We start from the raw sequence: 26,416 nt of genomic DNA on the forward strand, positions 1-26,416 counted from the left end.
CGTGTCGCGAAGGCGCTCTCACAAGCGCCACATCAATCACCTGTCAGCAAAACCCTTACCAGCCGCCGCCAGCTCACCAATCACCCGCGCCGGTTGCCAGTGATCGCCCTGACGCGTCTCAAGGTCCATCAAGCGCCGATGAATGTCCGCCAACCCTTGCTGATCCGCCCAGGCCATCGGCCCGCCCTTGTCCGCCGGGAAACCGTAGCCGTTGAGGTACACCAGATCAATGTCATGAGCTGACCCGGCAATGCCTTCCTGCAGGATCTTCGCGCCTTCATTGACCAGTGCCAGCAAGCAGCGCTCGAGAATTTCTTCCGGGCCGATCTCGCGGCGCTGGAACCCCAACCCTTCACTGACTTGAAGCACCAGTGCATCGACCAGGGGATCGTGTTCGGCCTGACGGCTGCCCGGTTCATAGTGGTAAAAGCCGTCGCCACTCTTCTGGCCGAAACGTCCCTGCTCACACAAACGGTTATCCACCTGAACTTCCGGCGCATCCTGTCCGATGCCGGATAACTGGCGAGCGCGCCACTGCAGGTCGACGCCCACCACATCGAACATGCGGAACGGCCCCATGGCGAAACCGAAACCTTGCAGTGCTGCGTCCACCTGGTAGGGATAAGCGCCTTCCAGCAGCATTTTTCGCGCTTCAAGCACATAGGTATTGAGCATGCGGTTGCCAATGAAGCCGTCGCAATTACCCGCCACCACACTGACCTTGCCCATGCGCTGGCCGAGCGCCAGCGCCGCGTCGAGCACCGCGGGCGCCGTCTGTGCGCCGCGGACGACTTCCAGCAGCTTCATGATGTGCGCCGGGCTGAAGAAGTGCAGGCCCAGGACCTGCTGCGGGCGACCCGTAACCGCAGCAATGGCGTCGATGTCCAGCGCCGAGGTATTGCTTGCCAGAATCGCTTCCGGTTTGAGCAGGCCATCAAGCTCGCGGAAAATTTTCTGCTTGAGCTCGAGGTTTTCGTACACTGCTTCGATGACCAGGTCGACATCGCAGATGGCCGTATAACTATCTGCCGCCGTAACGCGCGCGACACGGGCATCGGCTTCGCTCTGGTCAATGCGGCCCTGGCGCACGTTATGGGCATAGGTGTCCGCCACGGTGACCAGCGCTTGCTCCAGCATTTGCGAATTGTTGTCGAGCCACTGCACGGCCACTCCGGCGTTGGCCAGGCACATGACAATGCCACGGCCCATGGTGCCCGCACCGATGACGGCGGCGCGCTGAATATTCGACGGTGTCTGGCTCATGTTTTGTTCTCTTGTTGGCGATCCGAAGACAGCCACCACCATAGTCAGCCACCGGGTTTTTTTGAAATTTATTCCTGTGATGAGCAACATTCAGCGGATGGATGTAGGCCCTGAGATCCCTGTGGGAGCGAGCTTGCTCGCGATGGCGGTGTATCAGTCGCCATCAATGTTGAATGTTCCGGCCTCATCGCGAGCAAGCTCGCTCCCACAGGGTTTTGGTTCAGCCGGTAAGATTCCGCTCGGCCCACTCCCGCACTCCGGCATACGGATAATCTTCCAGCGCCGCAAACCCGGGAATCGCCCGCGCCTTGAGCCTGGTGAACAGCGGCACGCTGATCCCGCACAGAAACCGAGTCACGCGTTCAGCCGAGGGCAAGTTGCCCGTGTGCTGCTTGTGCCTGTGGATAAAATCGCCACACAGCGACTCGAAGTTTTTATCCACAAGCGCCGGCAACTCCGGTGGTGCCGGAAGCCGCGCCACTTGCCCATGGCACACCGAACAATGCCCGCATTGCTGCGGGGCATTGTGATCGCCGAAGTACTCGGCCAGGCGATAACCCAGGCAACAGTCGGTGGCGAACAGATCCAGCATCGCGTGAATCCGCGCGACCTCGGTGCGCTCATGCCGAGTGAAATAGCCGTGCAGTTCCTCGCTCAACGCGACGCTGTCGAACCCGCTTTGCAGCACGCTGTAGACCTCGGTCATCTGCTTGCTTTCGAGCTCCACCCAGCCCTTCTCCTGGAAGTAATCCAGCGCCTTGACCACCCGACTGCGCTCGGCCTGATGTTGCTCGTACAACGCCTCGAAATTCACCGTGGCCCAGGTCCGGGCGCGGCTGGAGGTCTGGATGATGGCGGCGACGAACTCCTTGCGCTCGCCCTCGAAGTGGGCCAGCAGCGCCTCGGGTTCCTGCACATACTTGAAACGGTATTCGGCGTAGTAGGCGTAGCGCGGGGCGATCAACCCGCGCAATTCGAGTTGCACCAGCAAGGTCTTGAGCGGTAACTGACGAATGTTGCTTTGATCGGCCAACGGCCCCAGCAGAAACTCCCACTGCCCTTCGGTTGCGGCGGCATGCATCTCATCAAGCACGCAACGGATGCCATCCAGCTCGGGCGTGTCGCCGTAGACGAAGTTCTCCAGCACGTTGAGGCTGTCGCGGTTGGCCAACACCAGGCAGTCCGACGGCTGCCCGTCACGTCCGGCGCGGCCGATTTCCTGACTGTAGTTTTCGATGGATTTGGGCAGGTCGAAATGCACCACGTTACGGATGTCGCTTTTGTCGATGCCCATGCCGAAAGCGATGGTAGCGACGATGCAATTGGACTGCCCACCCATGAAGCGACGCTGGATCGCTTCCCGTTGCACATGGGGCAACCCGGCGTGATAGGCCTCGGCCTGAATGTCGTTGCGGTTCAGGTGTTCGGCGATGTGCTCCGCAGTTTTCTGCAGGGTGACGTAGACAATGCTCGGCTGGTCCGGACGCTGACTCATCCACTCGACCAAGCGTCTGCGCTTGTCCGCTCCGCGAACCGGCTCCACCAGCAAATTCAGGTTCGGGCGATAGAAACCGGTGGTCACCACATCCTCTGCGGCGATGGCGAATTTCGCCTGCATGTCGGCAATGACCTTGGGCGTCGCCGTTGCGGTCAGCAGCAGAACCTGAGGAATATTGAACTGGTGCTGATAGTCGGGAAGCTTGAGGTAGTCCGGGCGAAAGTTGTGCCCCCATTCGGAGATGCAGTGCGCTTCGTCCACCACCAGCAGCGAGATCGGTACTTGCTGCAAGAAATGGCGGAAGCGCTCGTTCTTCAGGCGCTCCACCGAGATCATCAGAATCTTCAACTCGCCGGACCTGGCACGGGCCATGACATCGCTGGCGTCATCGCGGCTCTGGGCCGAATCGATACTGCCCGCCGAGATGCCGTGGCGTTGCAGGAACGCCAGTTGATCCTGCATCAATGCCAGCAGCGGTGAGACCACCAGTGTCAGGTGCGGCAGCAACAGCGCCGGCAATTGATAGCAAAGGGATTTGCCGGAACCGGTGGGAAAAATTGCCGCTGCCGAGCGCCCCGCCAGCACGGCACCGACGGCCGCCTCCTGACCGGGTCGAAATTGTGGATAACCGAAAACCTGTTCCAGGGTGTTGTGCATAAGCTGTCACTCCGTTGACTGCTGCGGAGTCGAAAGCCTAGCCGGCGATCGCAGCGAGTCGAGAAAAGGTCGGGGGCAAAAACGATACCGGATGATACAGCGGATGGCTGGAAGGGCTTGAGATCGCGAAGAGGCAAGCACCACCGCAAAACTCGAAATACCCGACAGTTTCTATGCCAGTACTTGCTAAACAGCGACTGACAACCCTGTAGGCATTTTTACCGGCAGCGGCTACGGCGCGTAAACCTCCGACAATGTGTAAGCCTTATCCTCGGAACACGATAAATACCCTACAAAACCTGTCCATTTCAGCCATCTTGTCCCGCAACACCAGGTCCTTCTATAGTTTTCGGCGCGGCTGAAAACAGTGTCTCGGCCTGCCCGGGAACACTTGCCGATTTCGCACAGGACCCACTCGATGAAAAAAACCGACACGCTGTCAGCCCGCTATCACCCGCTCAAGACCCGCTACAGCGAAACCCCAGTGCTGGTCATCGATACCGAGGCCGACCCCTTCGAGATCCTCGACGCCGCCCGACAACGCATCCGCGCCGCCAGCGACCTGCTCGAAACCCTTTATTGCACATGTTTCAAACAGGCCGAAGCGAGCGACATCCCCAAGATCGTCGGCGCCCTGTACCTGCTGACCCAGGACGGCAACGACCTGCTCGACATTGCCCGACAGCGCTTGCCGAAATTCACCGGATGAAGCCCCCCTGTGGGAGCGAGCCTGCTCGCGAAGAACGATAACGCGGTCCTTCTGAGGACATGCAAATTCTGAAAATTTCGCTGTGGATAACTCCGTCAGCAACGACCTATGGAAGCTTCGGCAAGGTCCTACAAAACAAGACACCTTGTCCGCTATCGATGACCAGTGACTCACTCCTATAGTCCGGAATGTCGCTGCCAAATCAGCGGCTTGGGCTTGGTCACCCGAATGGAATACGCATTACCCTCCGTTGTATGCTGCCGGCACCTCTAGTGTCTGCACGCTATATGGTGGCTGTGTTTGGGACGCTTTCGAGCGTGCCGGGTATGCGTATGAATCCTCACCGGTTGACCAACCCGAACACAGTCGCCTCCCATCGCTTGGTCACGATGGAGGCGGCATCAATTGATGCATTTGAGGATAAATACAATGAATTCATGGAATCCGCTTACCGATCGTTACCGCCCACTCCACACCAACCTCACCGACACCCTGCCCCTGATCATCGACACAGAGGCCAACCCCCAAGACATCCTCGAAGCCGCCCTCCAGCGCATCCGGGCCTCCAGCGACTTGCTGCAAACCCTGCACTGCCAATGCTTCAAACACGGCGACCTCGAAGACATCCCGCACATCACCCACGCCCTCTACCTGCTGACCCAGGACGGCTGCGACCTGCTCAAGGTTGCCCAGCAACGCATGCTCAACTGGAAAGCCCCAGCCTGACGCCATTCATCAGAGTACCAAGTGGCATTATTCTGGCTGTTTAAAAACAAAACAGCTGGAATAGTGGCAGTTAGCATGCCTTCCTTCAGGAAATCAGCGTCACGAAAAATGGTGTCTTTTTCAATGTCCCAATCGCAGCCATCTTTTTCTTCAAGTGCTATTATTCTGGCAGTTATAGCGCCTTAATGAAGGAATATTGGCACATGGCCAAGAAGACAGCTCCACTCTTGCCCGCCGCTTCCAGACTACTTTCCGAGTTCGGCGAGCGACTGAAACTCGCTCGCCTACGCCGCAAGCTCACAGCTAAGCAAGTCGCCGAGAGGGCGGGCATGTCACTGACAACTTTGCGCTCACTGGAGTCAGGTGGGTCAGGGGTGACCATCGGAGCCTACCTGTCTGTCATGCAAGTTCTGGGTCTGGAAAAAGACTTGAGCAAACTCGCGGCAGCCGATGAAGTGGGCCGTCAACTGCAGGACGCACAACTGAAATCCAGGACCACCTCCACCGCAGGCTCAAGCCAGCGAGCACGCAGAACGAGTGCAGTGAAAAAAAATGCTCCGATACCCGGAAAAGGCACTGGAGTGATTGAAAGTGCCACCACAGCAGATCTATCCGCTGACTTCCCCTTCAACACCCACTCACTTTCCAATCTGTTGACCAAGAAAAAAACCAAGTCCACGACAGGTGAGAAATGACGCAGATTGCGGTGTATGCCGATTGGGAATCCTTGAATGGGCCCAGACGTCTCGGTTTCTTGCGCTCCCGCAAGGCCCGCTCCACGGACGTCTTCGAATTTGAATACGACGCTGCGGCGCTAGCAGATCCCGAGTTGAACTTCACAGCGCTGGACCCTCGAATCGGGCTCTATGAAGGCCGTCAGTTCCCTGGCCAACATCAAAGCCGATTTGGCGTGTTCGCTGATTCAAGCCCGGGTCGGTGGGGTCAACTGTTGATGAAGCGGCGGATGGAACGAGATATTCGCGACGGTTTGGCAGCCAAAGGCAGCAAGCTCTACGAGTCGGATTTCCTGTTAGGCGTACATGATCTCTATCGGGTCGGCGCGATCCGCTACAAGCTCAATGATGAAGGCAACTTTCTCGATGATCGCGATGGCCTGGCTGCCCCACCTTTCATTGAATTGCGGGCGTTGGAACAAGCAAGCCGTGCTCTGGAAAACGATCCGGACAACACCTCACTCGATGGCCGCGAGTGGCTGAGAATGCTGATCGCACCTGGAGGCTCGCTGGGTGGCGCCCGCCCCAAGGCCAGCGTTGCAGACGAACACGGTCACTTGTGGATTGCCAAGTTCCCCAGCGCCCGCGACGACTATGACATTGGCGCCTGGGAACTGGTGGTCAATGCCCTGGCCAATCAATGTGGCCTGCGAGTCGCGACCGGTATCGCCCGACGCTATGCCAGCGATTTTCACTGCTTCATGGTCAAGCGATTCGACCGCACCGAACGGGGTGGCCGATTGCATTTTGCCTCAGGCATGACCATGACTGACCGAGTTGACGGTGACGATGCCTCCGTCGGCGCGAGCTACCTTGAGTTGGCTGAAGTGCTCATGGAACACGGCTCTGAAACCAAAGCAGACTTACGAGAGTTGTGGTCTCGGATTGTTTTCAACATCCTGGTCTCCAACACCGACGATCACCTGCGTAACCACGGTTTTATTCTTGATCCGGGTCGGGGATGGCGATTGTCTGCCGCCTATGACATGAACCCGGTGGCGCACGCCGACGGCTTGAAGCTCAACATCACCGATACCGATAACGCACTGGATCTGGAGCTGGCCCGGGAAGTGGCAGAGTATTTTCGGGTCAGTCGTGCGGATGCAGAAAACATCATCGACAGCTTCAAAGAAGTTGTCAGCCAATGGCCAACACTAGCGGGGGCATTGGGGCTATCGAAACGTGAGCAGGATAATATGGCGCCTGCATTTCGATTAGCGGAGCCTACGCAATGAACCTCGCCCCCAACCTCCCCGACGACCACTTAATGCAGCAACTCATGCAACTGTTGCATGAAGAACTCGGCTTCCCCGAACGCAAAACCATCAGCCTCAGCACCTCGATCAACTTCGACCTGGGCTGCAACGGTGCAGACGCCCGTCATTTGATCGAAACCCTGGAAGACCACTTCGCCGTCGATTTCGTGGATTTCGACAGCTATCGCTATTTCCAGCCCGACGGCTTTGACGTGAATCTAAAGCGAAAAGCCAAGGGTCGCGGCGAGAAGGTGCCATTGACCCTCGGCATGCTCTACCGGGCCATCAAGGCCCAACGCTGGGACACGGATGAGCTCGAAGGCCTGTAACGGCCCGACGCATTCTGACTTGCCCGCGAAAAACCGAATTTTGCGCACAAAAAAGCCGCCCTCTCAAGACTTATACCGTAGCGGTACATAGTTCAGGGGCGGATAGCTCAGAAGCCAACCTGGTCAAGGGTCTGGCCCATCTGAGTTAGCGATGTATCGCTACATCAGAATACATCGTTACTTTCGAGCGCCGGCGGCAACGTCGGCGCTTTTTCATTGCGACGGTCAGTCGTCAAACACCTTGCGAATCGCACGGGTAGCCGATCACCGACTGTGGGTAGCTCAAACGCGAAGGCGGGTTGAAGGCAATGTGTCAGTCCCGGTTCGTGCCCAGGCTGTACGCGCAAGCGGATCTGGCAAATCTCTCCCTTCGCAATGGCGACAAGCTCCTCGAAGGAAGTCGGCGATGCGAGAATGGCTTGTCGGTCGGGGTCGACGCTGTCCGCGTAGAGCCAAGCTGCGAGGTCACGGTATATCAAACAAAGAATCAGGCCATAGAAAATGGCATGACCAAAGAAATATGCATTGTAGAGGGCAGCAGTGCATTTAGTTTCGACCACAGCACTGAAGGTGCAATCAAAAACCATATCAACAAATTATGCCAGTGCGGAGTTAGAAACGCTTACATTGAGTCAGCCCACACAGAGTCCCAAATGGGTATGAAGGGCATATCCTACATAAATCTGGTTGGGTTCAAATAGCACCTAACAAACAATGCGTATATGGACTCTCCTCACAAGTAGTGAGTAAAGCTCTTCCAACCCTGTCGTCAGTGCGGTTGCATTCGTATATTCGGCCTGTAGTGGGCGTTACCGCCCTGGCCACTCTGTAGTTCGCGCAGCGGGGATAACCAGGGACAGTCCACGATTAGTCAGACAAAATCGAAATAGATAACCGTGGTCTGTCCCCGATTGTCACGACCCCTTTGCAGCGTGATGGCACCGAAGATCGACACCAGCATCACCACCTCGGCGTGTTCGACCGCTTCATTGGTGGCTGCCATCACGCCCAGCGCCGAAGCCTACGTCGTCAAGCCGTCATACTCGCAGGCACGCCGATAGCCAAAGCCATCCCGCACAGACTGATCATTCGTCCGATAGATTTCAACTGCTTGCTCCTCACTTGTCCGCATTGAGCCCGTTGAAATGCGGACGGTACGTTCCAAAGTCCTTCGCCTTGGAGGCTAAGTGACCCTGAGGATTTCGATGCCCCGGGCCGTCCGGGCCGGGGCCATCCGTTGTCTTCAGAACCAGCAGGAAGCCTTCACACCGAACTCGCGCACCATGGTCACCGACAGGTCTGGGCACAATTTGAACCTATCTGGCACCGGCCGTTGCCTCGGGGCGATCTCTCAACGTGACCAACCCGTTCCGCACGCCGGCAACCATCACGCCGCCAGGCAGGAAATTGATTGACAGCATCGGGCTGTCCAGCCTCTTTCCACTTCCAATAAATATTTCTGAAGCTAGTTTGCCTGTCTGGAAATCGAGGGCACTGAGATAAAATGCGTCCAGCTTGTCTCCAGCGCCCGATTTCATAGTGTATTGATAAACATAACCATCGGCAGTCGAAAGTTTGGGTGGAACCTTTGACGAAACCGAGTAATTCTCCCAGATCGTGTTGCATCCACTGTATCCAGGCCTGACATCGACTCTCGCAAGCCCGGGTTCGGATGCTGCCGGTTCAAAGAACTTCGACCCATAATTATTTTGAATTACAAGTGACTTTCCGTAACCCACAAATGTATTATCAAGATATCCTCTATCTTCTTTAAACACGGGATGCTCACATACGACCCTGGAGCTGTTTGCCATTGCTGCGCCGTCGGTTTTAAGTACCAGCACCCTCGCAAAGCGATGCGAGTCATCGTTCAAACCGAATGAGATCAACTTACCTTCATCGAACAGCGTCGGAGCGGTCAAATCACCACTTGAGTTGGACTGTCCATATTCATATCGCCAGCGAGTGATAATCTTTCCATCATCATCTATTTCAAAGCGATAAAGTGCCATGGTAGTGAGTACGAACGTCGCATCCGCGTTCAACGCCAGTGCCGTACCTGAAACCTCACCCCCCGGAAGTTTCATACGTTCTATCTTGCCGGTCATTTGGTTGATGTAGCCGACATAGCCATACATCGTGCTAAACCAGAGATTATTTTTCCAGTCAGGATGAACATCTGAAATTGGTTGGCCATCAGGCAAGGCGCTGCTTAGGTCATACTCTTTTTCAAGAGACCATTTGTATTGGTCATTGCTTCCAACAATAGAATATATCTGAACTTTTTGTTCCGGGTTCGCCACGATGGCCCGACCCAGAGCGTCGAGGCCGGTGTACCATCCCATTCCCGGCTCCAGGAAATTCATTTTCTTGCTGGTCGTGGCGACCTGCGCCGCGACCTTGAAATTGTTCTTGGGATCAAAAAGCACCAGCTGGCTCGGATTGCCCAAGCCGACGCACAAGGACGCCAGTTTTTCACCGGGCGTCATGAGCATGGGCGTGCACATCGAAATCTCGTTGCCGGGGCGTGTCGGCACATATGTCGCTATTGGCGCGATCCCGAGAGGCCCCGCATATGGCGTGGTACTGGAATTATACGTATCCCCATGAACCCCGCCGCTCGCGGTTTCATCCATAAGAAATGGATGGTCTGGCATAGGCAGTCTCGGCAGGGGGTGCGGAATCAGCGGGTGGCTTCCAACCAGCGTTGGCACCCTGATTCCGTCTGCCACTTGAAATTCGCGGTTTGCCGATCCGTTGGCCAGGTGGCCAATATCGCCAGCCCCCCCGAGGATCTCCCGAAAGGCGGTCAGCGAGAGGGGCAGCTTATCCGCAACCAGGAACTTTATACCAATACAGGCCAACACCAGCATCGAAGCTGACAGAAGAACATAGATCTTTTTCCTGGACCTGCGCTCATGGATATTTGTTGGCATGATTGGCAAATTCCGGATTAATTGAGAAGCCGCCATTGTCGAGCGCGCGCAAGCATCATTCTTCGTCCAATGGGACTATACCAAGGCCCGCTCGAGTCGCCTCCGTGGAAGACTTTCCTGGAGGCGCTCAAGGAGCACCAGTCGGTAGGCGTGGCGGCTAATTCCTCGAACAGCCGCCACGGACTTACTTCAATGGCGCATCAGCCGCCGCTGCAGCCATCGCCCCATACAAGGTATTCAAGGATATGCTGCTGACCCTTGGAGTCCTCATAGGTCTGCGTGTAGGCACGACCTCACAGGCGTAGGGAAGGGGGGCTGTGGCGATGACCTTGGCAATATCCAGGTTCATCGAGTAGTTGTAGATCTCCACTGGCAGTTCATTGGACGCATCCATGCTTGCCAGGGCAAGGGGGCAAGGGGGCAAGGGGGCAAAGGCTGGCCAGGGCAAGGCCGGTAAGGATTGTCTTCATGGTTTTCACCGTGATGCTATTGGCAAAAGTTGGTTGGTGCCCTTGGGGGGCAGTAATAAAAGGATAGTTCTCTGTGGGTTCAGCCCATGGCGATTTGGGCCCAGTGGCGAGAGGTAGACCCCAATTAGGGTTTATGACCCCTGGATGCACTGAAGAGACTGCTGGCTCGCTGGCTATAGTTGAAGCGTGATGACCGTTGTGACGGGGCCCGCAGCTGAGCTACGCGGGGGGGCTGCCCCCGGTTTACGCGGTTTACGTTATTCAGGATATCCGGGAGCGTGCCCATGGCAGCTGTTACCGATACGCTGAAGCTGTTTCTCGCCGGCGACGTCATGACCGCTCGCGGCATCGACGCAGTGCTGCCGCATCCTGGTGATCCGCGGCTTTACGAAGCCTACGTCAAGAATGCCGGCACTTACGTCCGGCTGGCAGAAAGGCTCAATGGCTCGATTCCGCGCCCAGTCGACTTCACCTATGTCTGGGGCGATGCGCTGGATGAACTGGAACTCCGCCAGCCACACGCACGCATCATCAATCTGGAAACTGCGGTGACCCGCCGTGGCCGACCGGAGCCGAAGGGCATCAATTACCGCATGAGCCCGGAGAACTTCCCGGTCATCAGCGCAGCCGGCATCGACTGCTGCATGCTGGCCAATAATCATGTGCTGGACTGGGGGGCAGCCGGCCTGGCCGATACCCTGGATACGCTATCGAGCAATGGCATGTGCAGTGCCGGCGCCGGGCACGACCGGCAAGCTGCCGAAGCGCCCGCCGTGCTGCCGCAGCCTGGCGGGCGGCGCTTGCTGGTGTTCGGCCTCGGCACAGCCGACAGCGGCATTCCGCCAGACTGGCTCGCCACGGATAGGCACGCGGGCATCGCGCGGTTGGAGCTGGGACGGCGTACCGCCGCCCTTTGGCTTAATCGTTAGCCGCTAAGGAGATCGTGGTGCTGAATGTCGGAGAGCAACTGGTGTCATCGTATCTGCGGTACATCCGCAAATGCGACTTCATTCAAACCAATCTCTACACCGTTGAGGCTCACGGCGAGATCGACGTTGTGGGCATCAACCTCAAAGAGAAGCAGGTCTACATTTGTGAGGTTGCCATTCACCTGACTACAGGACTCCAGTACGTCAAGGACAAACGGCCCAACAACGTACAGAAACTCACCGATAAATTCTCAAGAGACATTGAGTACGCAAACAAGTACCTGTCGGAGTACAGCCGACACTTCATGCTTTGGAGCCCAATTGTTAAGGACAGCCAAGGCCAAGCGACGTACAACCAGCTCGGGCAACTGGACGGCCTCAATGAAGAACTGGGCGGCGTTGAGCAGCAGCTCAACCGCGATCTGTACGGCAGTGACTTCACCTGGGTGGTCGGCGAATGGTTGGTGAGGCATAGCAAGCCGGCCGAGCTGATGACCCTGGAGCGTCGCGAGTGGGGGCAACTTACGGTCGAGCTTGATCCAGTGGCTGTGAGGCGGGGCCACGCTCGACACCTCGTTAATTGCGCTGAAGAAGTTCCCCACACTCACCACGTCTGAGACGCGGCGCGGATCGCGGGCGGCGACCAGTATTGCTTTGTCATACACGTGCTGCACCTCGAACCAGATCGAGCAGGAACCGGCGCGGACGAACCAGCCGGGCTGGACGCCGATCTGCTTGAGGTTGGTGTTGGCTTCGACGCGGATGACGCTAGGGAGAGGGGTGGCCATGACGTTTTCCAGGTGAGTCAGATCAGATGAGCAAATGATCCACCTGGTGGAAGCGTGCCAGTAGACAGGGTGCCAGTGTCAGCGACCGAAGCCCAGCCACATTCACTTTTGGCTGGGTGGTTGTCTTGGCCTTTCATAGTCAAGACCGAAGAAATGACGGACTGACATTAAGGCAAACAGGATGACTGTCGCCCAGGCATAGAAGCTTGTGTCGGGGCTTTCTTTGACCCAGGAGAAGGCCCATAAGCCCGCGCAGAAAGCCAAAGCTATGCACTGCGCTACAAAGGCAAAAAGGCGGCTTGTCCCTGCTTTGTTGCTCCGATAACGCATTACGTTCTTCCCCTATAGCCGAACCGCTCAACGGCGATCCGCTTGATCCCCTCTTCAAATGCAACACGCCTGTGCTCCAGCGCCTCTGCGGGGGTAGGTCTGTTCGTCACTCATCTTTTGTATCCCCATATTCGGCGGCGTATTCGGCTGCATTGCATTTCGGGCATGGAATATCGCCGCCGTTATGCAAAGCGCCACCCGGTTCATCGCAGCTGTCTTCGTCCCAGAGAAAACCATCAATGCACTGAGCGTCAAGGTACGGAGCGCCAAAGTGCTTGCCGTGATAGTCGCAACCCAGTGCGGCAGGAGAATTCGGTGTGAGCCCCTGAAGCTGTCAGCATCTATCCGTACACACGGTCAACTCGCCGGAACCTGCAAACTCTGCCGAGGAGCACAACGTGGTCATGCATAAGACTGGGCCTCGCCTACATGCCATGCTAAATCATGGTATGGCTTTCACATCTACGGATAAAAAAATACCCCTCATAGAGGGGTATTGATGCAGTAACTGGCTGAAAAGGGCCTAACTATGTATTCCCAAGAGGGGGGAATAACCGAGGGGCGGCTTCTTCGTTAGCTCTATCCAACAATTACAGCTTTGGACCCGCAGCCTTGATCGCGTCGCTCACTTCGAACTTCTTGAAGTTCTCGATGAACAGGCCGGCCAGTGCTTTGGCGGCTTCGTCGTAGGCGGCTTTGTCGGCCCAGGTGTTGCGTGGGTTCAGCAGGCCAGTCTCAACGCCCGGTACGGCCACTGGCACGTCGAGGTTGATGGTGTCCAGGTGCTCGGTCTCGGCACCGATCAGCGCGCCGCTCTGGATCGCTGCGATCACGGCACGAGTGGTCGGGATGTTGAAGCGTTTGCCGACGCCGTAGCCACCGCCGGTCCAGCCGGTGTTGACCAGGTAGACCTTGGAACCGAAGCCGCGGATGCGCTTGATCAGCAGCTCAGCGTATTCGCCGGCCGGACGCGGGAAGAACGGTGCGCCGAAGCAGGTGGAGAAGGTCGACTTGATGCCGCTGCCCGAACCCATTTCGGTCGAACCGACCAGAGCGGTGTAACCGGACAGGAAGTGGTAAGCCGCTTGTTCTTCGTTGAGGATCGACACTGGCGGCAGCACGCCGGTCAGGTCGCAGGTCAGGAAGATCACAGCGTTCGGCTCGCCACCGAGGTTCTTCTCGGAGCGCTTGGCAACGTGCTCCAGCGGGTAGGCGGCGCGGCTGTTCTGGGTCAGGCTGACATCGGCGTAGTCGGCGTGCTTGGCATCGTCGATAACGACGTTTTCCAATACCGCGCCGTGCTTGATGGCTTTCCAGATAACCGGCTCGTTCTTCTCGGACAGGTCGATGCACTTGGCATAGCAACCGCCTTCGATGTTGAACACAACGCCTTCACCCCAGCCGTGCTCGTCGTCACCGATCAAGTAACGGCTTTCGTCGGCGGACAGGGTAGTTTTACCGGTGCCGGACAGACCGAAGAACAGGGTCACGTCGCCCTCTTCGCCGATGTTGGCGGCGCAGTGCATTGGCAGTACGTCGGCAGCCGGCAGCAGGAAGTTCTGCACCGAGAACATGGCTTTCTTCATTTCACCGGCGTAACGCATGCCGGCGATCAGCACTTTCTTCTGTGCGAAGTTGAGGATCACGCAGCCGTCGGAGTTGGTGCCGTCACGCTCTGGCACGCACTCGAAGTTGGCAACGTTGAGGACCTGCCACTCGTCACGACCCGCCGGGTTGTACTGAGCCGGGTTGATGAACAGGCAACGGCCGAACAGGTTCTGCCAGGCAGTCTGGGTGGTCATCTTCACGGCCAGGTAGTGCTCGGAAGCCGCACCTACATGCACGTGGGAAACGAAATGCTCTTGCGCGTTGTTGAATGCCTCAACGCGAGCCCACAGGGCGTCGAACTTGTCGGCCGGGAACTTGCGGTTGATCGGGCCCCAGGCGATGGCGGCCTGGGTGCTTGGCTCTTCAACGATGAAACGATCGACTGGCGAACGGCCGGTACGGTGACCGGTACGAACAACCAGTGCGCCGGTATCGGCAAGCTCGCCTTCACCGCGGTTGAGGGCTTCTTTAACCAGATCATCAACACTCAGATCGGTGTACACGGCATTGTTGGCTTGCGTCATGAGGTTCCCCGTCGGCCAGTGGCCGAGTGCTCCAAACGTTTTTGTAGTAGAAAGTCGTGCACTACTACCGCGAAAAAAGTGGGCCGGATTATGCCAGAAAAGCCCAAAAAGAGTAGGCCCCTCCTGTCGTAACGGCATTAATCCGGCGGCAGCCAGTGAATTTACCTGCGCTGAACCGTTTTAGTGACGAGTATCTGACGGTGTCTCGATACCCGCACCGGCGAACAATTGAGTGACATCGGCCGCGTCAAACAGGTAGCGCTGGTTGCAAAACTGGCAATCGATTTCGATGTTGCCACCATGCTCGACTACCAATTGCTGCGCGTCTTCCATACCCAGACTGACCAGCGCATTGGCCGAACGTTCGCGCGAGCAACTGCAACGGAAGCGCAGCTTCTGCACATCGAACAGACGCACCTGCTCGTCGTGGTACAGACGATGCAACACGGTTTCGTTGTCCAGGCTCAACAACTCATCGGCGGTCAGCGTACCGCCCAGCGTGGTGATGTGCTGCCAGCTGGCGGCACGCTCGTCTTCGTCTTTCAAACGGTCCGCAGGCAGTTGTTGCAGCAACAGGCCACGGGCGCGACGACCATCGGCGCAGAGCTTGATGCGGGTGCCAATCTGCTGGGACATGACGAAGTAGTTGGTAAAGCAGTCGGACAACGTTTCGCCATCCAGATCGACGACGCCCTGGTAGCGTTGGCCCCGTTTCGGATCGACGGTCAATGTCAGCGAGCCGTCCGGCATCAGGTCAGCCAGGGTAGCATCAGGTGCGATGCGGTCCGCCTCGTAACGGGCCAGGCCACGGATCTCGCGCTCGCTGGAGCACTCGATCATCAGTAGCGGGATCGGGCCTTCGGAGCGTGCCTGCAGAATCAGCAAGCCATCGAACTTCAACGTGCCGACCAGCAACGATGCGGCCGCCATCAGCTCGCCGAGCAGTTGCGCGACCGGCTGCGGGTAGGCGTGTTTGGCCAGGACTTCGGCGTAGCTGAGCTCCAACGAGACCAGCTCGCCACGGGTGTCGCTGTCATCGAAGATGAAGCGTTGGGTGAAGTCGTTATCCGGTAGGTCGGTCATAAGTCTGGGTATCTGAAATGGTGACAAAAGTGGTTACAGAATTCGAGGTTACGCCTTGGCCATAGCGTCTTGCTGTCTGGTTATGGCTTACAGGCCGGCGACTGTGCACGCTTTACGACGAATGGCACTGCCAATGACTCATGCAGGGTAGGCGAATTACCCCATATGGCTACGCGCAAGCACAATTACAAGTCTTTGCCTGTTTCAGTGATCGACGGCCCCGGTCAATCATTCGTTGCTGCTGCCACGAAACTTGAACAAATCCCGCCGCTGTTTCTTGCTCGGTTTGCCGTCGGTGCTCACGCCCAAGGCTCCGGCCTTTCTTTGCGCCGCGGCCTCTTCGCGCTTGGCGATGCTGGCCTGGGTTTCGGCATATAAGGTCTGCGCCTGCGGTGCGCCACGGCGAACGATCGACAACGCCTGGACCACCACCGTGCGCTCCTCGAAACCGGTGCGAATCACAAACTCGTCGCCGACGCGTGGCTCTTTACCCGGCTTGCAACGTTCGCCCCGGCAATGCACCTTGCCGCTTTCAATCGCCGCCTTGGCCAAGGCGCGGGTTTTGTAGAATCGTGCGGCCCACAACCATTTATCGAGGCGGACTTTGTCGTCCTCTTCGTTTTTTTGTGCCATGGAATTTCCTCATTCTGAAATATTGGTGAACTGTACTACCGTTTCTGTCGTACCAAGAATTACTCCGTCCCGGACTACAATGCTGACATTCCATAACCTCCTTGCGAGGCTGGAAATCCGGGCTGTAGATATCTGTCGCCTTTTAACCATTATTCTGCGTGAATACCGCGAATTCTGCCGCCTGCGGCCACCGCGGTTTCTACCGGTTGAGCAATATTGAAGACATTTGACCATTTGACCGTTGTCGGTCTGCGCGAGTGGGTGGCGCTCCCTGATTTGGGAGTCGCCGGCCTTCGGGCAAAAATCGACACCGGCGCCAGCACTTCCAGCCTGCATGCCACCGACATCGAGACATTTGACCGGGACGGTGAGCAGTGGGTGCGCTTCACGGCGCACCTGGGCACGGTGGTTCAGTTGCGTCACCGGCGCTGCGAAGCACCGCTGGTGACGAGGAAAACCATTAAAAGCTCAAACGGTCACGCGCAGGTGCGATACGTGATCAGCACCACCCTGGCCCTTGGTGATCGGGTCTGGCGGGTCGAGTTCACGCTCGCCTGCCGCAAGTCCATGCGTTATCGCCTGCTGCTCGGCTCCAAAGCCCTGATCCACGGCCAGTTGGTGGTCAATCCGGGCATCAAGTATGTACAAGACAAGCCGGTGTTCCCGGTATCTACCTCCTCCACAGGTGTTGCATGAAGATCGCTGTGCTGTCGCGGAATCCGCGTCTGTATTCCACCCGTCGTCTGGTCGAAGCCGGTACCGAGCGTGGCCATGAAATGGTAGTGGTCGACACCTTGCGCGCCTACATGAACATCGCCAGCCACAAGCCGCAGATCCACTACCGCGGCAAACCGCTGGAGGGTTTCGATGCAGTGATTCCACGGATCGGTGCGTCCGTGACCTTTTATGGCTGCGCAGTGTTGCGCCAGTTTGAAATGATGGGGGTATTTCCGCTCAACGAATCGGTGGCCATTGCCCGTTCGCGGGACAAGCTGCGTTCGCTGCAATTGCTGTCCCGTCGCGGGATCGGTTTGCCGGTGACCGGGTTTGCCCACTCCCCCGATGACATTCCCGACCTGATCGAAATGGTCAACGGCGCACCGCTGGTGATCAAGGTGCTGGAAGGCACCCAAGGCATCGGCGTGGTGCTATGCGAAACCGCTACAGCCGCAGAATCGGTGATCGAGGCGTTCATGGGCCTCAAGCAAAACATCATGGTTCAGGAGTACATCAAGGAGGCCGGAGGTGCAGACATTCGCTGCTTCGTCGTCGGCGACAAGGTGATTGCGGCGATGAAGCGCCAGGCCAAACCCGGCGAGTTTCGCTCCAACCTGCATCGCGGTGGCAGCGCGAGCCTGATCAAGATCACCCCGGAAGAACGCATGACGGCGTTGCGCGCGGCGAAGGTCATGGGATTGGCGGTGGCGGGTGTGGATATCCTGCGCTCCAATCACGGGCCGCTGGTGATGGAAGTGAACTCGTCGCCGGGGCTTGAAGGGATCGAGACCACCACCGGGAAGAATGTGGCGGGGATCATCATTGAGCATTTGGAGAAGAATGGTGGGCCGAACATGACGCGGACCAAAGGGAAGGGTTAAACCTCAGCCTTGTGGCGGCAGGGATGCCGCCATCGCGAGCAGGCTCGCGAAGAGGCCATTAGCCTCACCGAAGAACTACGGACTTAAACGGCATCCCGCGGCAACATCAACCCCAACGGCAACCGCACCCGCGCCTCCAGCCCACCGCCCGAGCGGTTACGCAGCTCAACGTTGCCGCCATGCATCGACGCAATCCGCTTCACGATTGCCAATCCCAACCCGGTGCCCTTGCCGCCGCGTGCACGGTCGCCACGAGTGAACGGGTTGAAGATCGCTTCCAGTTCCGACGGATCGATCCCGGCACCACGGTCCATGACGCTCAGCACCACATACGGCGCGCTGGTGTCTCCGGATACATACGCCGCCACTTCCACACCGCTGCCGGCATGATGCAGCGCGTTGCCAATCAGGTTGTTCAGCAGTCGTTTCATCGACACACGACGCAGCGGAAAAGGCTGAATCGGCTCCAGGCGCAGCCGCACTTTTTCTTCATTCTGGTTGTAGGGCGCGGCGACCTCACGGACCAGATCACTCAGGTCAACCTCCTCCACCGACTCGTCACGCCCGTCGCGAATGAACGCCAGGAACTGATCGAGAATCGCATCCATGTCTTCGATGTCGCGCACCATGTCGTCGGTCAGATCAGTGCGGTCGCCCATCAATTCCAGGGACAGACGCAGGCGGGTCAACGGCGTGCGCAAGTCGTGGGAAACCCCGGCCAGCATCAGTTCACGCTCGCGACCGGCCTGTTCGACGTCTTCGGCCATCTGGTTGAACGCGCGGTAAACCTCGGTCATCTCACTCGGCGTATCGCTGATCGGCAGGCGCACGCTGCGACCCTGGCCGAGTTGCCGCGCGGCATACACCAGACGCTTCAATGGTTGATTGAGTTGGCTAACGAAGATCCAGGCCGAAGCGGTGGAAAGCAGACCAATAGCGAGGAACCAGCCCAGCACGTTCCAGATTTTCTGGCCGCGCAACGGATGGGGGTAGAGCGGCACCTTGAGCCAGCCATCGCCCAGGCTTGGTGCCCGAACCCACAGCGCCGGTGGTGAATGCATGCGTAACCGGACTTCAGTGTCGGCACCCAGTTCCGCCTGCATCTGCCGCTGGTAGATCTCGCTGTAAGGCCAGTGTTGTTCGCCTTCCGGCACGCCGGCACCCACCACCCGGATCAGGGTCGCGGCCTCGGCGATCTTGCCGCGGTTTTCTTCATCGGCAGCCCAATAGGCACGTAGCGTCAGGGCGACACCGTGGCTGTACTGGCGGTCCACCAGCACGTCTTCGTTCATCAGCAGATAAACCAGAGTCAGTGCTTTGGAGAAGAGTACGACGATGAGCACCAGCCAAAGGGTGCGGGAGAAGAAGCTCTGGGGGAACCAAACGGGGGTTTTCATGGATAACCGTTAAACACTTGCAGGAGCGAGCGATGCTCGCACATTGCGGATCGCGAGTCTGCGGACAGGATCGATTGATCCGTTGCCCGCATGACCCGCTCCTACAAATCGCCAATCACTTGGTGGCGGTACCATCCGGAACAAACACATAACCCACGCCCCAGACAGTCTGGATGTAACGCGGTTTGGAGGGATCGGGTTCGATCATCCGGCGCAGACGGGAAATCTGTACATCGATGGAACGCTCCAGGGCATCCCACTCGCGGCCACGGGCCAGGTTCATCAATTTGTCGCGGGTCAGCGGTTGACGCGCGTTCATCACCAGTGCCTTGAGCACAGCGAATTCACCGGTGGTGAGCATGTGCACTTCTTCGCCGCGCTTGAGCTCGCGGGTGGCCAGGGACAACTCGTAGTCACCGAAGGTCACGCTTTCGTCTTCGCTGCCCGGGGCACCCGGCACCGGAGCCGACTGGCGACGCAAGACCGCTTTGACGCGAGCCATCAGCTCATCGGGGTTGAACGGCTTGGCCAGGTAATCATCGGCGCCCAGTTCCAGGCCCTTGATGCGGCTCAGCTCGTCGCCCTTGGCGGTGAGCATGATGATCGGAATCTGGTTGTTCGCGTTGCGCAGACGGCGGCAGGCGGTCAGGCCGTCTTCGCCGGGCAACATCAGGTCGAGGACGACCAGGTTGAACACTTCGCGCGCCAGCAGGCGATCCATTTGCTCAGTGTTCGGTACGGCGCGGGCGCGGTAGCCCTTGCTGACGAAAAAACGCTCCAGCAGGCTGCTGAGCCCCGGATCGTCGTCAACGATAAGAATTTTTTCGCCTTCAGCAGTTTGTGCAGTGCTGCTCATTGGATGCTCCTTTGATCTCGGCGCGCATTATGGCGTAGCTGCCGTTATACGCACCGTGTGCATTGTTAGCAGATTTTTCCTTTAGTGCCAGAAAACCGGCCATTGCACCTGCAACCCACGATGTCCCCGAATGCCGGAACGCTGGTTATAATGCGCGGCCTTTTGTGTCAGGCAACATCAGACAGGTACTACAGACGGACACCATTTTTTTTCATGGCGTCGGCAGTAATTGTTCGATTTCACGGGTCAACGGGATACCTTTTGATCCAGGTAGCGGCGCAGGCCAGGCCGCTCAACCAGACTCGCCCAGGCCCTATCTCTGCGCCTGCGAGCCTGCTTTCACAATTTGTCAGGTGGTTTTATGGACAGCATCAACAGCCGCATCGCCGAGGAACTCGGTGTACGCCCACAACAGGTCGAAGCGGCCGTCGCGCTACTCGATGAAGGCTCTACCGTTCCCTTCATCGCCCGTTACCGGAAAGAAGTGACAGGCAGCCTCGACGATACGCAATTGCGTCATCTGGAAGAGCGCCTGCGCTACCTGCGAGAACTCGACGAACGGCGTATCAGCATCCTTGCCAGCATCCAGGAGCAGGGCAAGCTGACCCCGCAACTGGAACGCGACATCAAGCTCGCCGACACCAAGACCCGTCTCGAAGACTTGTACCTGCCGTACAAGCAGAAGCGCCGCACCAAGGGCCAAATCGCCCTGGAAGCCGGCCTCGGCGAGCTGGCCGACGGCCTGTTCAACGACCCGTCCCTGAGCCCGGAAGCCGAAGCCGCACGCTTCATCGACGCGGAAAAAGGCGTGGCCGATGTGAAGGCTGCCCTCGAAGGCGCCAAGTACATCCTGATGGAACGCTTCGCCGAAGACGCCGGCCTGCTGGACAAGCTGCGCAACTACCTCAAGCAGGAAGCCACCCTCAGTGCCCGCGTGATCGCCGGCAAGGAAGAGGAAGGCGCCAAGTTCCGCGATTACTTCGAACACGACGAACCGCTCAAAAGCATGCCGTCGCACCGCGCGCTGGCGATTTTCCGTGGCCGTAACGAAGGCATCCTCAGCTCCGCGCTGAAAGTTGGCGACGAACTGCCGGGCAGCATGCATCCGTGCGAAGGCATGATCGGCCAGCAATTCGGCATCCAGAACCAGAATCGCGCCGCCGACAAATGGCTGGGCGAGGTGGTGCGCTGGACCTGGAAGGTCAAGCTCTATACCCATCTGGAAACTGATCTGCTGGGCGAGCTGCGCGATGGCGCGGAAACCGAAGCGATCAACGTGTTCGCCCACAACCTGCACGACCTGCTGCTGTCGGCCCCGGCCGGCCCGCGCGCCACTCTGGGCCTCGACCCGGGCCTGCGCACCGGTTGCAAGGTGGCCGTGGTCGATTCCACCGGCAAGCTGCTGGATCACGCCACGGTTTACCCGCACGTGCCGCACAACAAGTGGGACCAGACCCTCGCCGTGCTCGCCGCCCTGTGCGCCAAGCACTCGGTGGACCTGATTGCCATCGGCAACGGCACCGCCAGCCGCGAGACCGACAAGCTCGCCGCCGAGCTGATCAAAAAATATCCAGCGATGAAAATGACCAAGGTCATGGTTTCCGAGGCCGGCGCATCGGTTTACTCGGCATCGGAACTGGCTTCCAAGGAATTCCCGGACCTCGACGTGTCGATCCGTGGCGCCGTGTCGATTGCCCGTCGCCTGCAAGACCCATTGGCTGAGCTGGTGAAGATCGATCCGAAATCCATCGGTGTCGGCCAGTACCAGCACGACGTGTCGCAGCTGAAACTGGCCCGTGGCCTGGATGCGGTGGTCGAGGACTGCGTGAACGCCGTCGGCGTTGACGTGAACACGGCATCCGTGGCGCTGCTGGCACGCATCTCCGGCCTCAACGCGACCCTGGCGCAGAACATCGTCAGCCATCGCGACGAGCACGGAGCGTTCAAAACCCGAGCAGCCTTGAAGAAAGTCGCGCGCCTGGGTGAAAAAACCTTCGAACAGGCCGCCGGATTCCTGCGCGTCATGAACGGCGAAAACCCGCTGGACTCGTCGGCCGTTCACCCGGAAGCCTATCCGCTGGTTCAGCGCATCGCCGCTGAAACCGACCGTGACATCCGCTCGCTGATTGGCGATGCCACGTTCCTCAAGCGTCTCGATCCGAAGAAGTACACCGATGAAACCTTCGGCCTCCCGACCGTGACCGACATCCTCCAGGAACTGGAAAAGCCCGGTCGCGACCCGCGTCCCGAGTTCAAGACCGCCGAGTTCCAGGAAGGCGTCGAAGACCTCAAGGACCTGCAACTGGGCATGATCCTCGAAGGTGTGGTGACCAACGTGACCAACTTCGGTGCCTTTGTCGATATCGGCGTGCATCAGGACGGTTTGGTGCACATCTCCGCGCTTTCGGAGAAGTTCATCAAGGATCCACGGGAAGCGGTGAAGGCCGGTGACGTGGTGAAAGTGAAGGTCATGGAAGTCGACATCCCGCGCAAACGCGTTGGCCTGTCGATGCGCATGAGCGACACCCCGGGCGAGAAAATCGACGGCGCTCGCGGCGCGCGTCCGGGGGCGGCGCCACGCCAGTCCCAGAACACCGCACCACGCAAGGAAACCACGGCAGCGGCCCCGAGCAACAACGCCATGGCTTCGCTGTTCGCCAATGCCAAGCAGTTGAAGAAGCGCTGATGGACATCCCTGCCGGGCTGACCGAAAGCGCGTTTTTCAAGCTGCTGGGCTGCCGCTTGCACAGTCTGGAAACCGGGGTGGCGCAAGTCGCCCTGGCGCTGGAACCGGAACTGCGCAACCGCGGTGGCAAGCTGCATGGCGGGGCCTTGTTCAGCCTGGTGGACATTGCCATGGGGCTGGCCTGTTCCAGCACCCACGGCTTTGACCAGCAGAGCGCGACCATCGAGTGCAAGATCAACTACATCCGCGCCGTCTCAGACGGCGAGGTGATGTGCACGGCGCGGGTGATCCACCCGGGTCGCCGCACACTGGTGGTCGAAGCCGATGTGATGCAGGGCGACAAACTGGTCGCAAAAGCACAAGGCACGTTCGCTGTCCTGTAGCTAGATGTCATCGATTTGAGTTAATTTCGGCGTTATGACCTGTAGGAGTGAGCTTGCTCGCGATGAACGTCAGGGCGCCGTTTTCACTCAGGCACCCCTCGTTATCGTTAACCTCCATCGCGAGCAAGCTCGCTCCTACAAAACCAGGCGAAAACGCCAGTTTTAACTTCACCCTTGTAGACCGTCTTGCCCACCCCCATATTGGGGCGACTGACGCGTGAAGGAATCCAACTTGAGCGAACTTCTCAACCGCCGCCTGGCTCTGCTCGGCGAGCGCGCTAACCTCTCTCTGCTCGAACAGTGCCTTCACGGCATCGAACGTGAATGCCTGCGCGTGACCGATGAAGGTCGCCTGGCGCAAACGCCGCACCCGGAAGAATTGGGTTCCGCGCTGACCAATGAACAGATCACCACCGACTATTCCGAGTCGCTGCTGGAGTTCATCACCCCGGCCCTGCCCGATCCTGCCGATACGCTGGCGAGCCTGGACAGCATTCACCGCTTTGCCTACAGCAAGCTCGGCAACGAGTACCTGTGGAGCCCATCGATGCCGTGCCCGTTGCCGGCCGAGGAAGATATCCCGATCGCCTACTACGGCACGTCCAACATCGGGCAGCTCAAGTATGTGTACCGCAAGGGCCTGGCCCTGCGTTATGGCAAGACCATGCAGTGCATTGCCGGCATCCACTACAACTTTTCCCTGCCGGAAAAACTCTGGCCGCTGCTCAAGCAGGCCGAGGGTTTTGTCGGTACCGACCGCGATTTCCAGTCGTCGTCCTACATCGCGCTGATCCGCAACTTCCGCCGCTACAGCTGGCTGCTGATGTACCTGTTCGGTGCTTCACCCGCACTGGACGCAGGCTTCCTGCGCGGTCGTTCGCACCAGTTGGAACAACTGGACCCGCAGACCTTGTACCTGCCGTACGCCACCAGCCTGCGCATGAGCGACCTGGGTTACCAGAGCAACGCCCAGGCCGGCCTGACGCCGTGCTACAACGATCTGAACAGCTACACCGACAGCCTGCGCAAAGCGGTGGCCACGCCGTATCCGCCGTACGTCGAAGTCGGCACCCACCAGGATGGCGAGTGGGTACAGCTCAACACCAACATCCTGCAGATCGAAAACGAGTACTACTCCAACATCCGCCCGAAACGCGTGACCTACACCGGTGAACGCCCTATCCAGGCACTGGTGGCCCGGGGCATCCAGTACGTCGAAGTGCGTTGCCTGGACATCAACCCGTTCCTGCCGATGGGTATCGACCTCACGGAGTCGCGCTTCCTCGATGCGTTCCTGCTGTACTGCGCGCTCAACGACAGCCCGCTTCTGACCAATACCAGTTGCGGCAATGCGACCTCGAACTTCCTCAGCGTGGTCAAGGAAGGTCGTCGTCCGGGCCTGCAACTGCAGCGGGATGGCCAGCCGGTTGACCTGAAGGGATGGGCCGGCGAGCTGCTGGAAAAAATCGCTCCTCTGGCGGCGATGCTCGACCAGAGCCATGGCGGCGATGCCCACAGCAAGGCGCTGGACGCCCAGATGGCCAAGGTCCAGGACCCGTCCCTGACGCCGTCGGCCCAGGTATTGGCGGCGATGGCCGAGCACAAGGAAAGCTTCGCCCAGTTCTCATTGCGCCAGAGTCAGGCCCATGCCGAGTTCTTCCGCAGCGAGCCTTTGGCAGCTGAGGAGCAGGCGAAATTTGAAGAGCGGGCGCGTTCATCGCTGGCTCAGCAGGCTGAGCTGGAGCAGAACGAAGTCGGTGATTTCGATGTGTTTGTCGGGGCGTACCAAGCGAGCATTTTGGCGATCAGTAACTAACCGGCGCCTGTAAGAAAGATCGCAGCCTTCGGCAGCTCCTACATTGGAATGCGTTTCCTGTAGGAGCTGCCAAAGGCTGCGATCTTTTTGTTTCCAGCCCATTCACAATGACTCACCGGGTTTTCCCCTCATAAGCTAATTCTAAAAAGTTATTTATTTTAGAATTTTTAGATCATTTAGTCTCTTTCTCACGCCGACTCTCGGTCGCCTGACAAGGAGCTTTCTGATGAAACTGACTTTCCCTCTACGCTTGCTGGCGGCCGCTTCCTTGGCTACCGCGAGTTTTTTTGCCCAGGCGGCCGACTTCACCGTCGCCTACCAGACCACCGTTGACCCGGCGAAAGTCGCCCAGGCTGACGGCGCTTACGAAAAGGCCACCAAGGCCGATATCAGCTGGCGCAAATTCGACAATGGTGCCGATATCATCGCTGCCATTGCCTCCGGCGATGTGCAGATCGGCTACCTCGGCTCCAGCCCGTTGACCGCTGCCATTACCCGTAAGGTTCCGGTGGAAACCTTCCTCATCGCCACCCAGATCGGCGCCGCCGAAGCCTTGGTCGCCCGCGACGGTTCCGGGATCAAGACCCCGCAAGACCTGATCGGCAAGAAGATCGCCGTGCCGTTTGTATCCACCGGCCACTACAGCCTGCTCGCCGCGCTGAAGCACTGGAACATCGACCCGTCGAAAGTCACCGTCCTCAACCTGGCGCCACCCGCGATTATTGCCGCCTGGAAACGCGGTGACATCGACGCCACTTACGTGTGGGACCCGGCCCTCGGTGTCGCCAAGGAAAACGGCAAGGTACTGATCACCTCAGGCGAACTGGCCAAGTTCGGCGCACCGACCTTCGACGCCTGGATCGTGCGCAAGGATTTCGCCGAGAAGCACCCGGAAATCGTCACCGCGTTCGCCAAAGTGACCCTGGACGCCTACGCCGATTACCGCAAAGACCCACAAGCCTGGCTCGCCAACCAGGGCAACGTCGACAAACTGGTGAAGCTCTCCGGTGCCAAGGCCAGCGATATTCCTCTGCTGCTGCAAGGCAACGTCTATCCACTGGCGGCTGACCAGGTGATTACCCTCGGCGCGCCGACTACCAAAGCCATCACCGACACCGCGGCGTTCCTCAAGGAACAAGGCAAGGTCGAGGCCGTGCTGCCGGACTACGCGCCGTACGTCAGCGCCAAGTTCATCACCAACTGATCG

At 58.5% G+C, this 26,416-nt stretch carries 21 protein-coding genes and 3 pseudogenes; 13 read left to right on the forward strand and 11 right to left on the reverse strand.

The annotated features are described in order from the left end of the window. Positions 1–36: 36 nt before the first annotated feature. A complete protein-coding gene (locus AC1D1M_RS10485; protein ID WP_477775575.1) occupies positions 37–1,263 on the reverse strand; it encodes a 3-hydroxyacyl-CoA dehydrogenase in 1,227 nt (408 codons plus the stop codon). A 220-nt stretch (positions 1,264–1,483) separates the two neighbouring features. Then, positions 1,484–3,418, reverse strand: a complete 1,935-nt coding sequence (locus tag AC1D1M_RS10490) for a RecQ family ATP-dependent DNA helicase (protein ID WP_477775576.1) — start codon at positions 3,416–3,418, stop codon at positions 1,484–1,486. A gap of 418 nt (positions 3,419–3,836) precedes the next feature. On the opposite strand from AC1D1M_RS10490, the gene AC1D1M_RS10495 reads away from it, so the two are divergent. From AC1D1M_RS10495 to AC1D1M_RS10515, 5 genes are all read left to right on the forward strand, one after another. Then, positions 3,837–4,127: a hypothetical protein gene (locus AC1D1M_RS10495; protein WP_477775577.1), complete on the forward strand. Its 291-nt coding sequence runs from the start codon at positions 3,837–3,839 to the stop codon at positions 4,125–4,127. A gap of 429 nt (positions 4,128–4,556) precedes the next feature. Next, positions 4,557–4,853, forward strand: a complete 297-nt coding sequence (locus AC1D1M_RS10500; protein ID WP_477775578.1) for a hypothetical protein — start codon at positions 4,557–4,559, stop codon at positions 4,851–4,853. Between the two features lie 203 nt (positions 4,854–5,056). Next, entirely contained in the window at positions 5,057–5,548 is a 492-nt protein-coding gene (locus AC1D1M_RS10505; protein WP_477775579.1) for a helix-turn-helix domain-containing protein, read from the forward strand. After that, positions 5,545–6,822 (forward strand): type II toxin-antitoxin system HipA family toxin, encoded by a 1,278-nt coding sequence (locus AC1D1M_RS10510; RefSeq protein ID WP_477775580.1) that lies wholly within the window; start codon positions 5,545–5,547, stop codon positions 6,820–6,822. Before AC1D1M_RS10505 ends, AC1D1M_RS10510 begins: the two co-directional genes overlap by 4 nt. Next, positions 6,819–7,172, forward strand: a complete 354-nt coding sequence (locus AC1D1M_RS10515) for a DUF1493 family protein (RefSeq protein ID WP_477775581.1) — start codon at positions 6,819–6,821, stop codon at positions 7,170–7,172. Before AC1D1M_RS10510 ends, AC1D1M_RS10515 begins: the two co-directional genes overlap by 4 nt. Positions 7,173–8,043: 871 nt before the next feature. Here AC1D1M_RS10515 and AC1D1M_RS10520 read toward each other — a convergent pair. The 4 genes and pseudogenes from AC1D1M_RS10520 to AC1D1M_RS10535 form a co-directional block, all read right to left on the reverse strand. Continuing rightward, positions 8,044–8,175 (reverse strand): hypothetical protein, encoded by a 132-nt coding sequence (locus AC1D1M_RS10520; protein WP_477775582.1) that lies wholly within the window; start codon positions 8,173–8,175, stop codon positions 8,044–8,046. Positions 8,176–8,488: 313 nt separating this feature from the next. Continuing rightward, positions 8,489–10,108, reverse strand: a complete 1,620-nt coding sequence (locus AC1D1M_RS10525; protein ID WP_477775583.1) for a hypothetical protein — start codon at positions 10,106–10,108, stop codon at positions 8,489–8,491. A gap of 200 nt (positions 10,109–10,308) precedes the next feature. Further along, positions 10,309–10,353, reverse strand: a complete 45-nt coding sequence (locus AC1D1M_RS10530) for a hypothetical protein (RefSeq protein ID WP_477775655.1) — start codon at positions 10,351–10,353, stop codon at positions 10,309–10,311. Between the two features lie 77 nt (positions 10,354–10,430). After that, positions 10,431–10,502 (reverse strand): annotated as a pseudogene (locus AC1D1M_RS10535) (hypothetical protein); the annotation flags it as partial. A 360-nt stretch (positions 10,503–10,862) separates the two neighbouring features. On the opposite strand from AC1D1M_RS10535, the pseudogene AC1D1M_RS10540 reads away from it, so the two are divergent. Then, positions 10,863–11,468, forward strand: a pseudogene (locus tag AC1D1M_RS10540) (CapA family protein); the annotation flags it as partial. A gap of 452 nt (positions 11,469–11,920) precedes the next feature. Then, positions 11,921–12,025: pseudogene (locus AC1D1M_RS10545) on the forward strand (hypothetical protein); the annotation flags it as partial. A 1,190-nt stretch (positions 12,026–13,215) separates the two neighbouring features. Here the strand turns inward: AC1D1M_RS10545 and AC1D1M_RS10550 are convergent. The 3 genes from AC1D1M_RS10550 to AC1D1M_RS10560 all read right to left on the reverse strand — a co-directional run bounded on the left by AC1D1M_RS10550 (position 13,216) and on the right by AC1D1M_RS10560 (position 16,473). After that, the gene (locus AC1D1M_RS10550) at positions 13,216–14,757 is read right to left on the reverse strand and encodes a phosphoenolpyruvate carboxykinase (protein ID WP_223462728.1); all 1,542 of its coding nucleotides are present in this window, start codon (positions 14,755–14,757) and stop codon (positions 13,216–13,218) included. A gap of 180 nt (positions 14,758–14,937) precedes the next feature. Next, positions 14,938–15,840, reverse strand: coding sequence for an Hsp33 family molecular chaperone HslO (gene hslO, locus AC1D1M_RS10555; RefSeq protein ID WP_477775584.1), 903 nt, complete (start codon positions 15,838–15,840; stop codon positions 14,938–14,940). A 228-nt stretch (positions 15,841–16,068) separates the two neighbouring features. Next, positions 16,069–16,473: an RNA-binding S4 domain-containing protein gene (locus AC1D1M_RS10560; protein ID WP_477775585.1), complete on the reverse strand. Its 405-nt coding sequence runs from the start codon at positions 16,471–16,473 to the stop codon at positions 16,069–16,071. Between the two features lie 216 nt (positions 16,474–16,689). Between AC1D1M_RS10560 and rimB the strand changes: the two genes are divergently transcribed. After that, positions 16,690–17,169: a retropepsin-like aspartic endopeptidase RimB gene (gene rimB / locus AC1D1M_RS10565; RefSeq protein WP_150726445.1), complete on the forward strand. Its 480-nt coding sequence runs from the start codon at positions 16,690–16,692 to the stop codon at positions 17,167–17,169. Next, positions 17,166–18,071, forward strand: coding sequence for a 30S ribosomal protein S6--L-glutamate ligase (gene rimK / locus AC1D1M_RS10570; RefSeq protein WP_007972871.1), 906 nt, complete (start codon positions 17,166–17,168; stop codon positions 18,069–18,071). Before rimB ends, rimK begins: the two co-directional genes overlap by 4 nt. Before the next feature lie 83 nt (positions 18,072–18,154). On the opposite strand, the gene AC1D1M_RS10575 is transcribed toward rimK, so the two are convergent. Further along, complete coding sequence (locus AC1D1M_RS10575; protein ID WP_111286644.1) at positions 18,155–19,468, reverse strand: ATP-binding protein; 1,314 nt, start codon at positions 19,466–19,468, stop codon at positions 18,155–18,157. A gap of 115 nt (positions 19,469–19,583) precedes the next feature. Next, entirely contained in the window at positions 19,584–20,324 is a 741-nt protein-coding gene (ompR, locus tag AC1D1M_RS10580; RefSeq protein WP_007972873.1) for an osmolarity response regulator transcription factor OmpR, read from the reverse strand. A 361-nt stretch (positions 20,325–20,685) separates the two neighbouring features. Between ompR and AC1D1M_RS10585 the strand changes: the two genes are divergently transcribed. The 4 genes from AC1D1M_RS10585 (at position 20,686) to tauA (ending at position 26,413) form a co-directional block, all read left to right on the forward strand. Continuing rightward, positions 20,686–23,010 (forward strand): Tex family protein, encoded by a 2,325-nt coding sequence (locus AC1D1M_RS10585; RefSeq protein WP_477775586.1) that lies wholly within the window; start codon positions 20,686–20,688, stop codon positions 23,008–23,010. Further along, positions 23,010–23,393, forward strand: coding sequence for a PaaI family thioesterase (locus AC1D1M_RS10590; protein WP_007972875.1), 384 nt, complete (start codon positions 23,010–23,012; stop codon positions 23,391–23,393). Before AC1D1M_RS10585 ends, AC1D1M_RS10590 begins: the two co-directional genes overlap by 1 nt. Positions 23,394–23,625: 232 nt before the next feature. Beyond that, on the forward strand, positions 23,626–25,209 hold the full coding sequence (gshA, locus tag AC1D1M_RS10595) for a glutamate--cysteine ligase (RefSeq protein WP_477775587.1): 1,584 nt from the start codon (positions 23,626–23,628) through the stop codon (positions 25,207–25,209). 226 nt (positions 25,210–25,435) lie between these two features. After that, complete coding sequence (gene tauA, locus AC1D1M_RS10600) at positions 25,436–26,413, forward strand: taurine ABC transporter substrate-binding protein (RefSeq protein WP_477775588.1); 978 nt, start codon at positions 25,436–25,438, stop codon at positions 26,411–26,413. Positions 26,414–26,416: the final 3 nt, after the last annotated feature.

The sequence above is a fragment of the Pseudomonas sp. P1_F7 genome (assembly GCF_056405655.1).

Excerpts from the sequence above, each read along its gene's own strand:
- AC1D1M_RS10485 (WP_477775575.1), bottom strand. The coding sequence starts at position 1,263 with ATGAGCCAGACACCGTCGAATATTCAGCGCGCCGCCGTCATCGGTGCG.
- AC1D1M_RS10490 (WP_477775576.1), bottom strand. The coding sequence starts at position 3,418 with ATGCACAACACCCTGGAACAGGTTTTCGGTTATCCACAATTTCGACCC.
- AC1D1M_RS10495 (WP_477775577.1), top strand. The coding sequence starts at position 3,837 with ATGAAAAAAACCGACACGCTGTCAGCCCGCTATCACCCGCTCAAGACC.
- AC1D1M_RS10500 (WP_477775578.1), top strand. The coding sequence starts at position 4,557 with ATGAATTCATGGAATCCGCTTACCGATCGTTACCGCCCACTCCACACC.
- AC1D1M_RS10505 (WP_477775579.1), top strand. The coding sequence starts at position 5,057 with ATGGCCAAGAAGACAGCTCCACTCTTGCCCGCCGCTTCCAGACTACTT.
- AC1D1M_RS10510 (WP_477775580.1), top strand. The coding sequence starts at position 5,545 with ATGACGCAGATTGCGGTGTATGCCGATTGGGAATCCTTGAATGGGCCC.
- AC1D1M_RS10515 (WP_477775581.1), top strand. The coding sequence starts at position 6,819 with ATGAACCTCGCCCCCAACCTCCCCGACGACCACTTAATGCAGCAACTC.
- AC1D1M_RS10520 (WP_477775582.1), bottom strand. The coding sequence starts at position 8,175 with ATGGCAGCCACCAATGAAGCGGTCGAACACGCCGAGGTGGTGATGCTG.
- AC1D1M_RS10525 (WP_477775583.1), bottom strand. The coding sequence starts at position 10,108 with ATGCCAACAAATATCCATGAGCGCAGGTCCAGGAAAAAGATCTATGTT.
- AC1D1M_RS10550 (WP_223462728.1), bottom strand. The coding sequence starts at position 14,757 with ATGACGCAAGCCAACAATGCCGTGTACACCGATCTGAGTGTTGATGAT.
- hslO (WP_477775584.1), bottom strand. The coding sequence starts at position 15,840 with ATGACCGACCTACCGGATAACGACTTCACCCAACGCTTCATCTTCGAT.
- AC1D1M_RS10560 (WP_477775585.1), bottom strand. The coding sequence starts at position 16,473 with ATGGCACAAAAAAACGAAGAGGACGACAAAGTCCGCCTCGATAAATGG.
- rimK (WP_007972871.1), top strand. The coding sequence starts at position 17,166 with ATGAAGATCGCTGTGCTGTCGCGGAATCCGCGTCTGTATTCCACCCGT.
- AC1D1M_RS10575 (WP_111286644.1), bottom strand. The coding sequence starts at position 19,468 with ATGAAAACCCCCGTTTGGTTCCCCCAGAGCTTCTTCTCCCGCACCCTT.
- ompR (WP_007972873.1), bottom strand. The coding sequence starts at position 20,324 with ATGAGCAGCACTGCACAAACTGCTGAAGGCGAAAAAATTCTTATCGTT.
- AC1D1M_RS10585 (WP_477775586.1), top strand. The coding sequence starts at position 20,686 with ATGGACAGCATCAACAGCCGCATCGCCGAGGAACTCGGTGTACGCCCA.
- AC1D1M_RS10590 (WP_007972875.1), top strand. The coding sequence starts at position 23,010 with ATGGACATCCCTGCCGGGCTGACCGAAAGCGCGTTTTTCAAGCTGCTG.
- tauA (WP_477775588.1), top strand. The coding sequence starts at position 25,436 with ATGAAACTGACTTTCCCTCTACGCTTGCTGGCGGCCGCTTCCTTGGCT.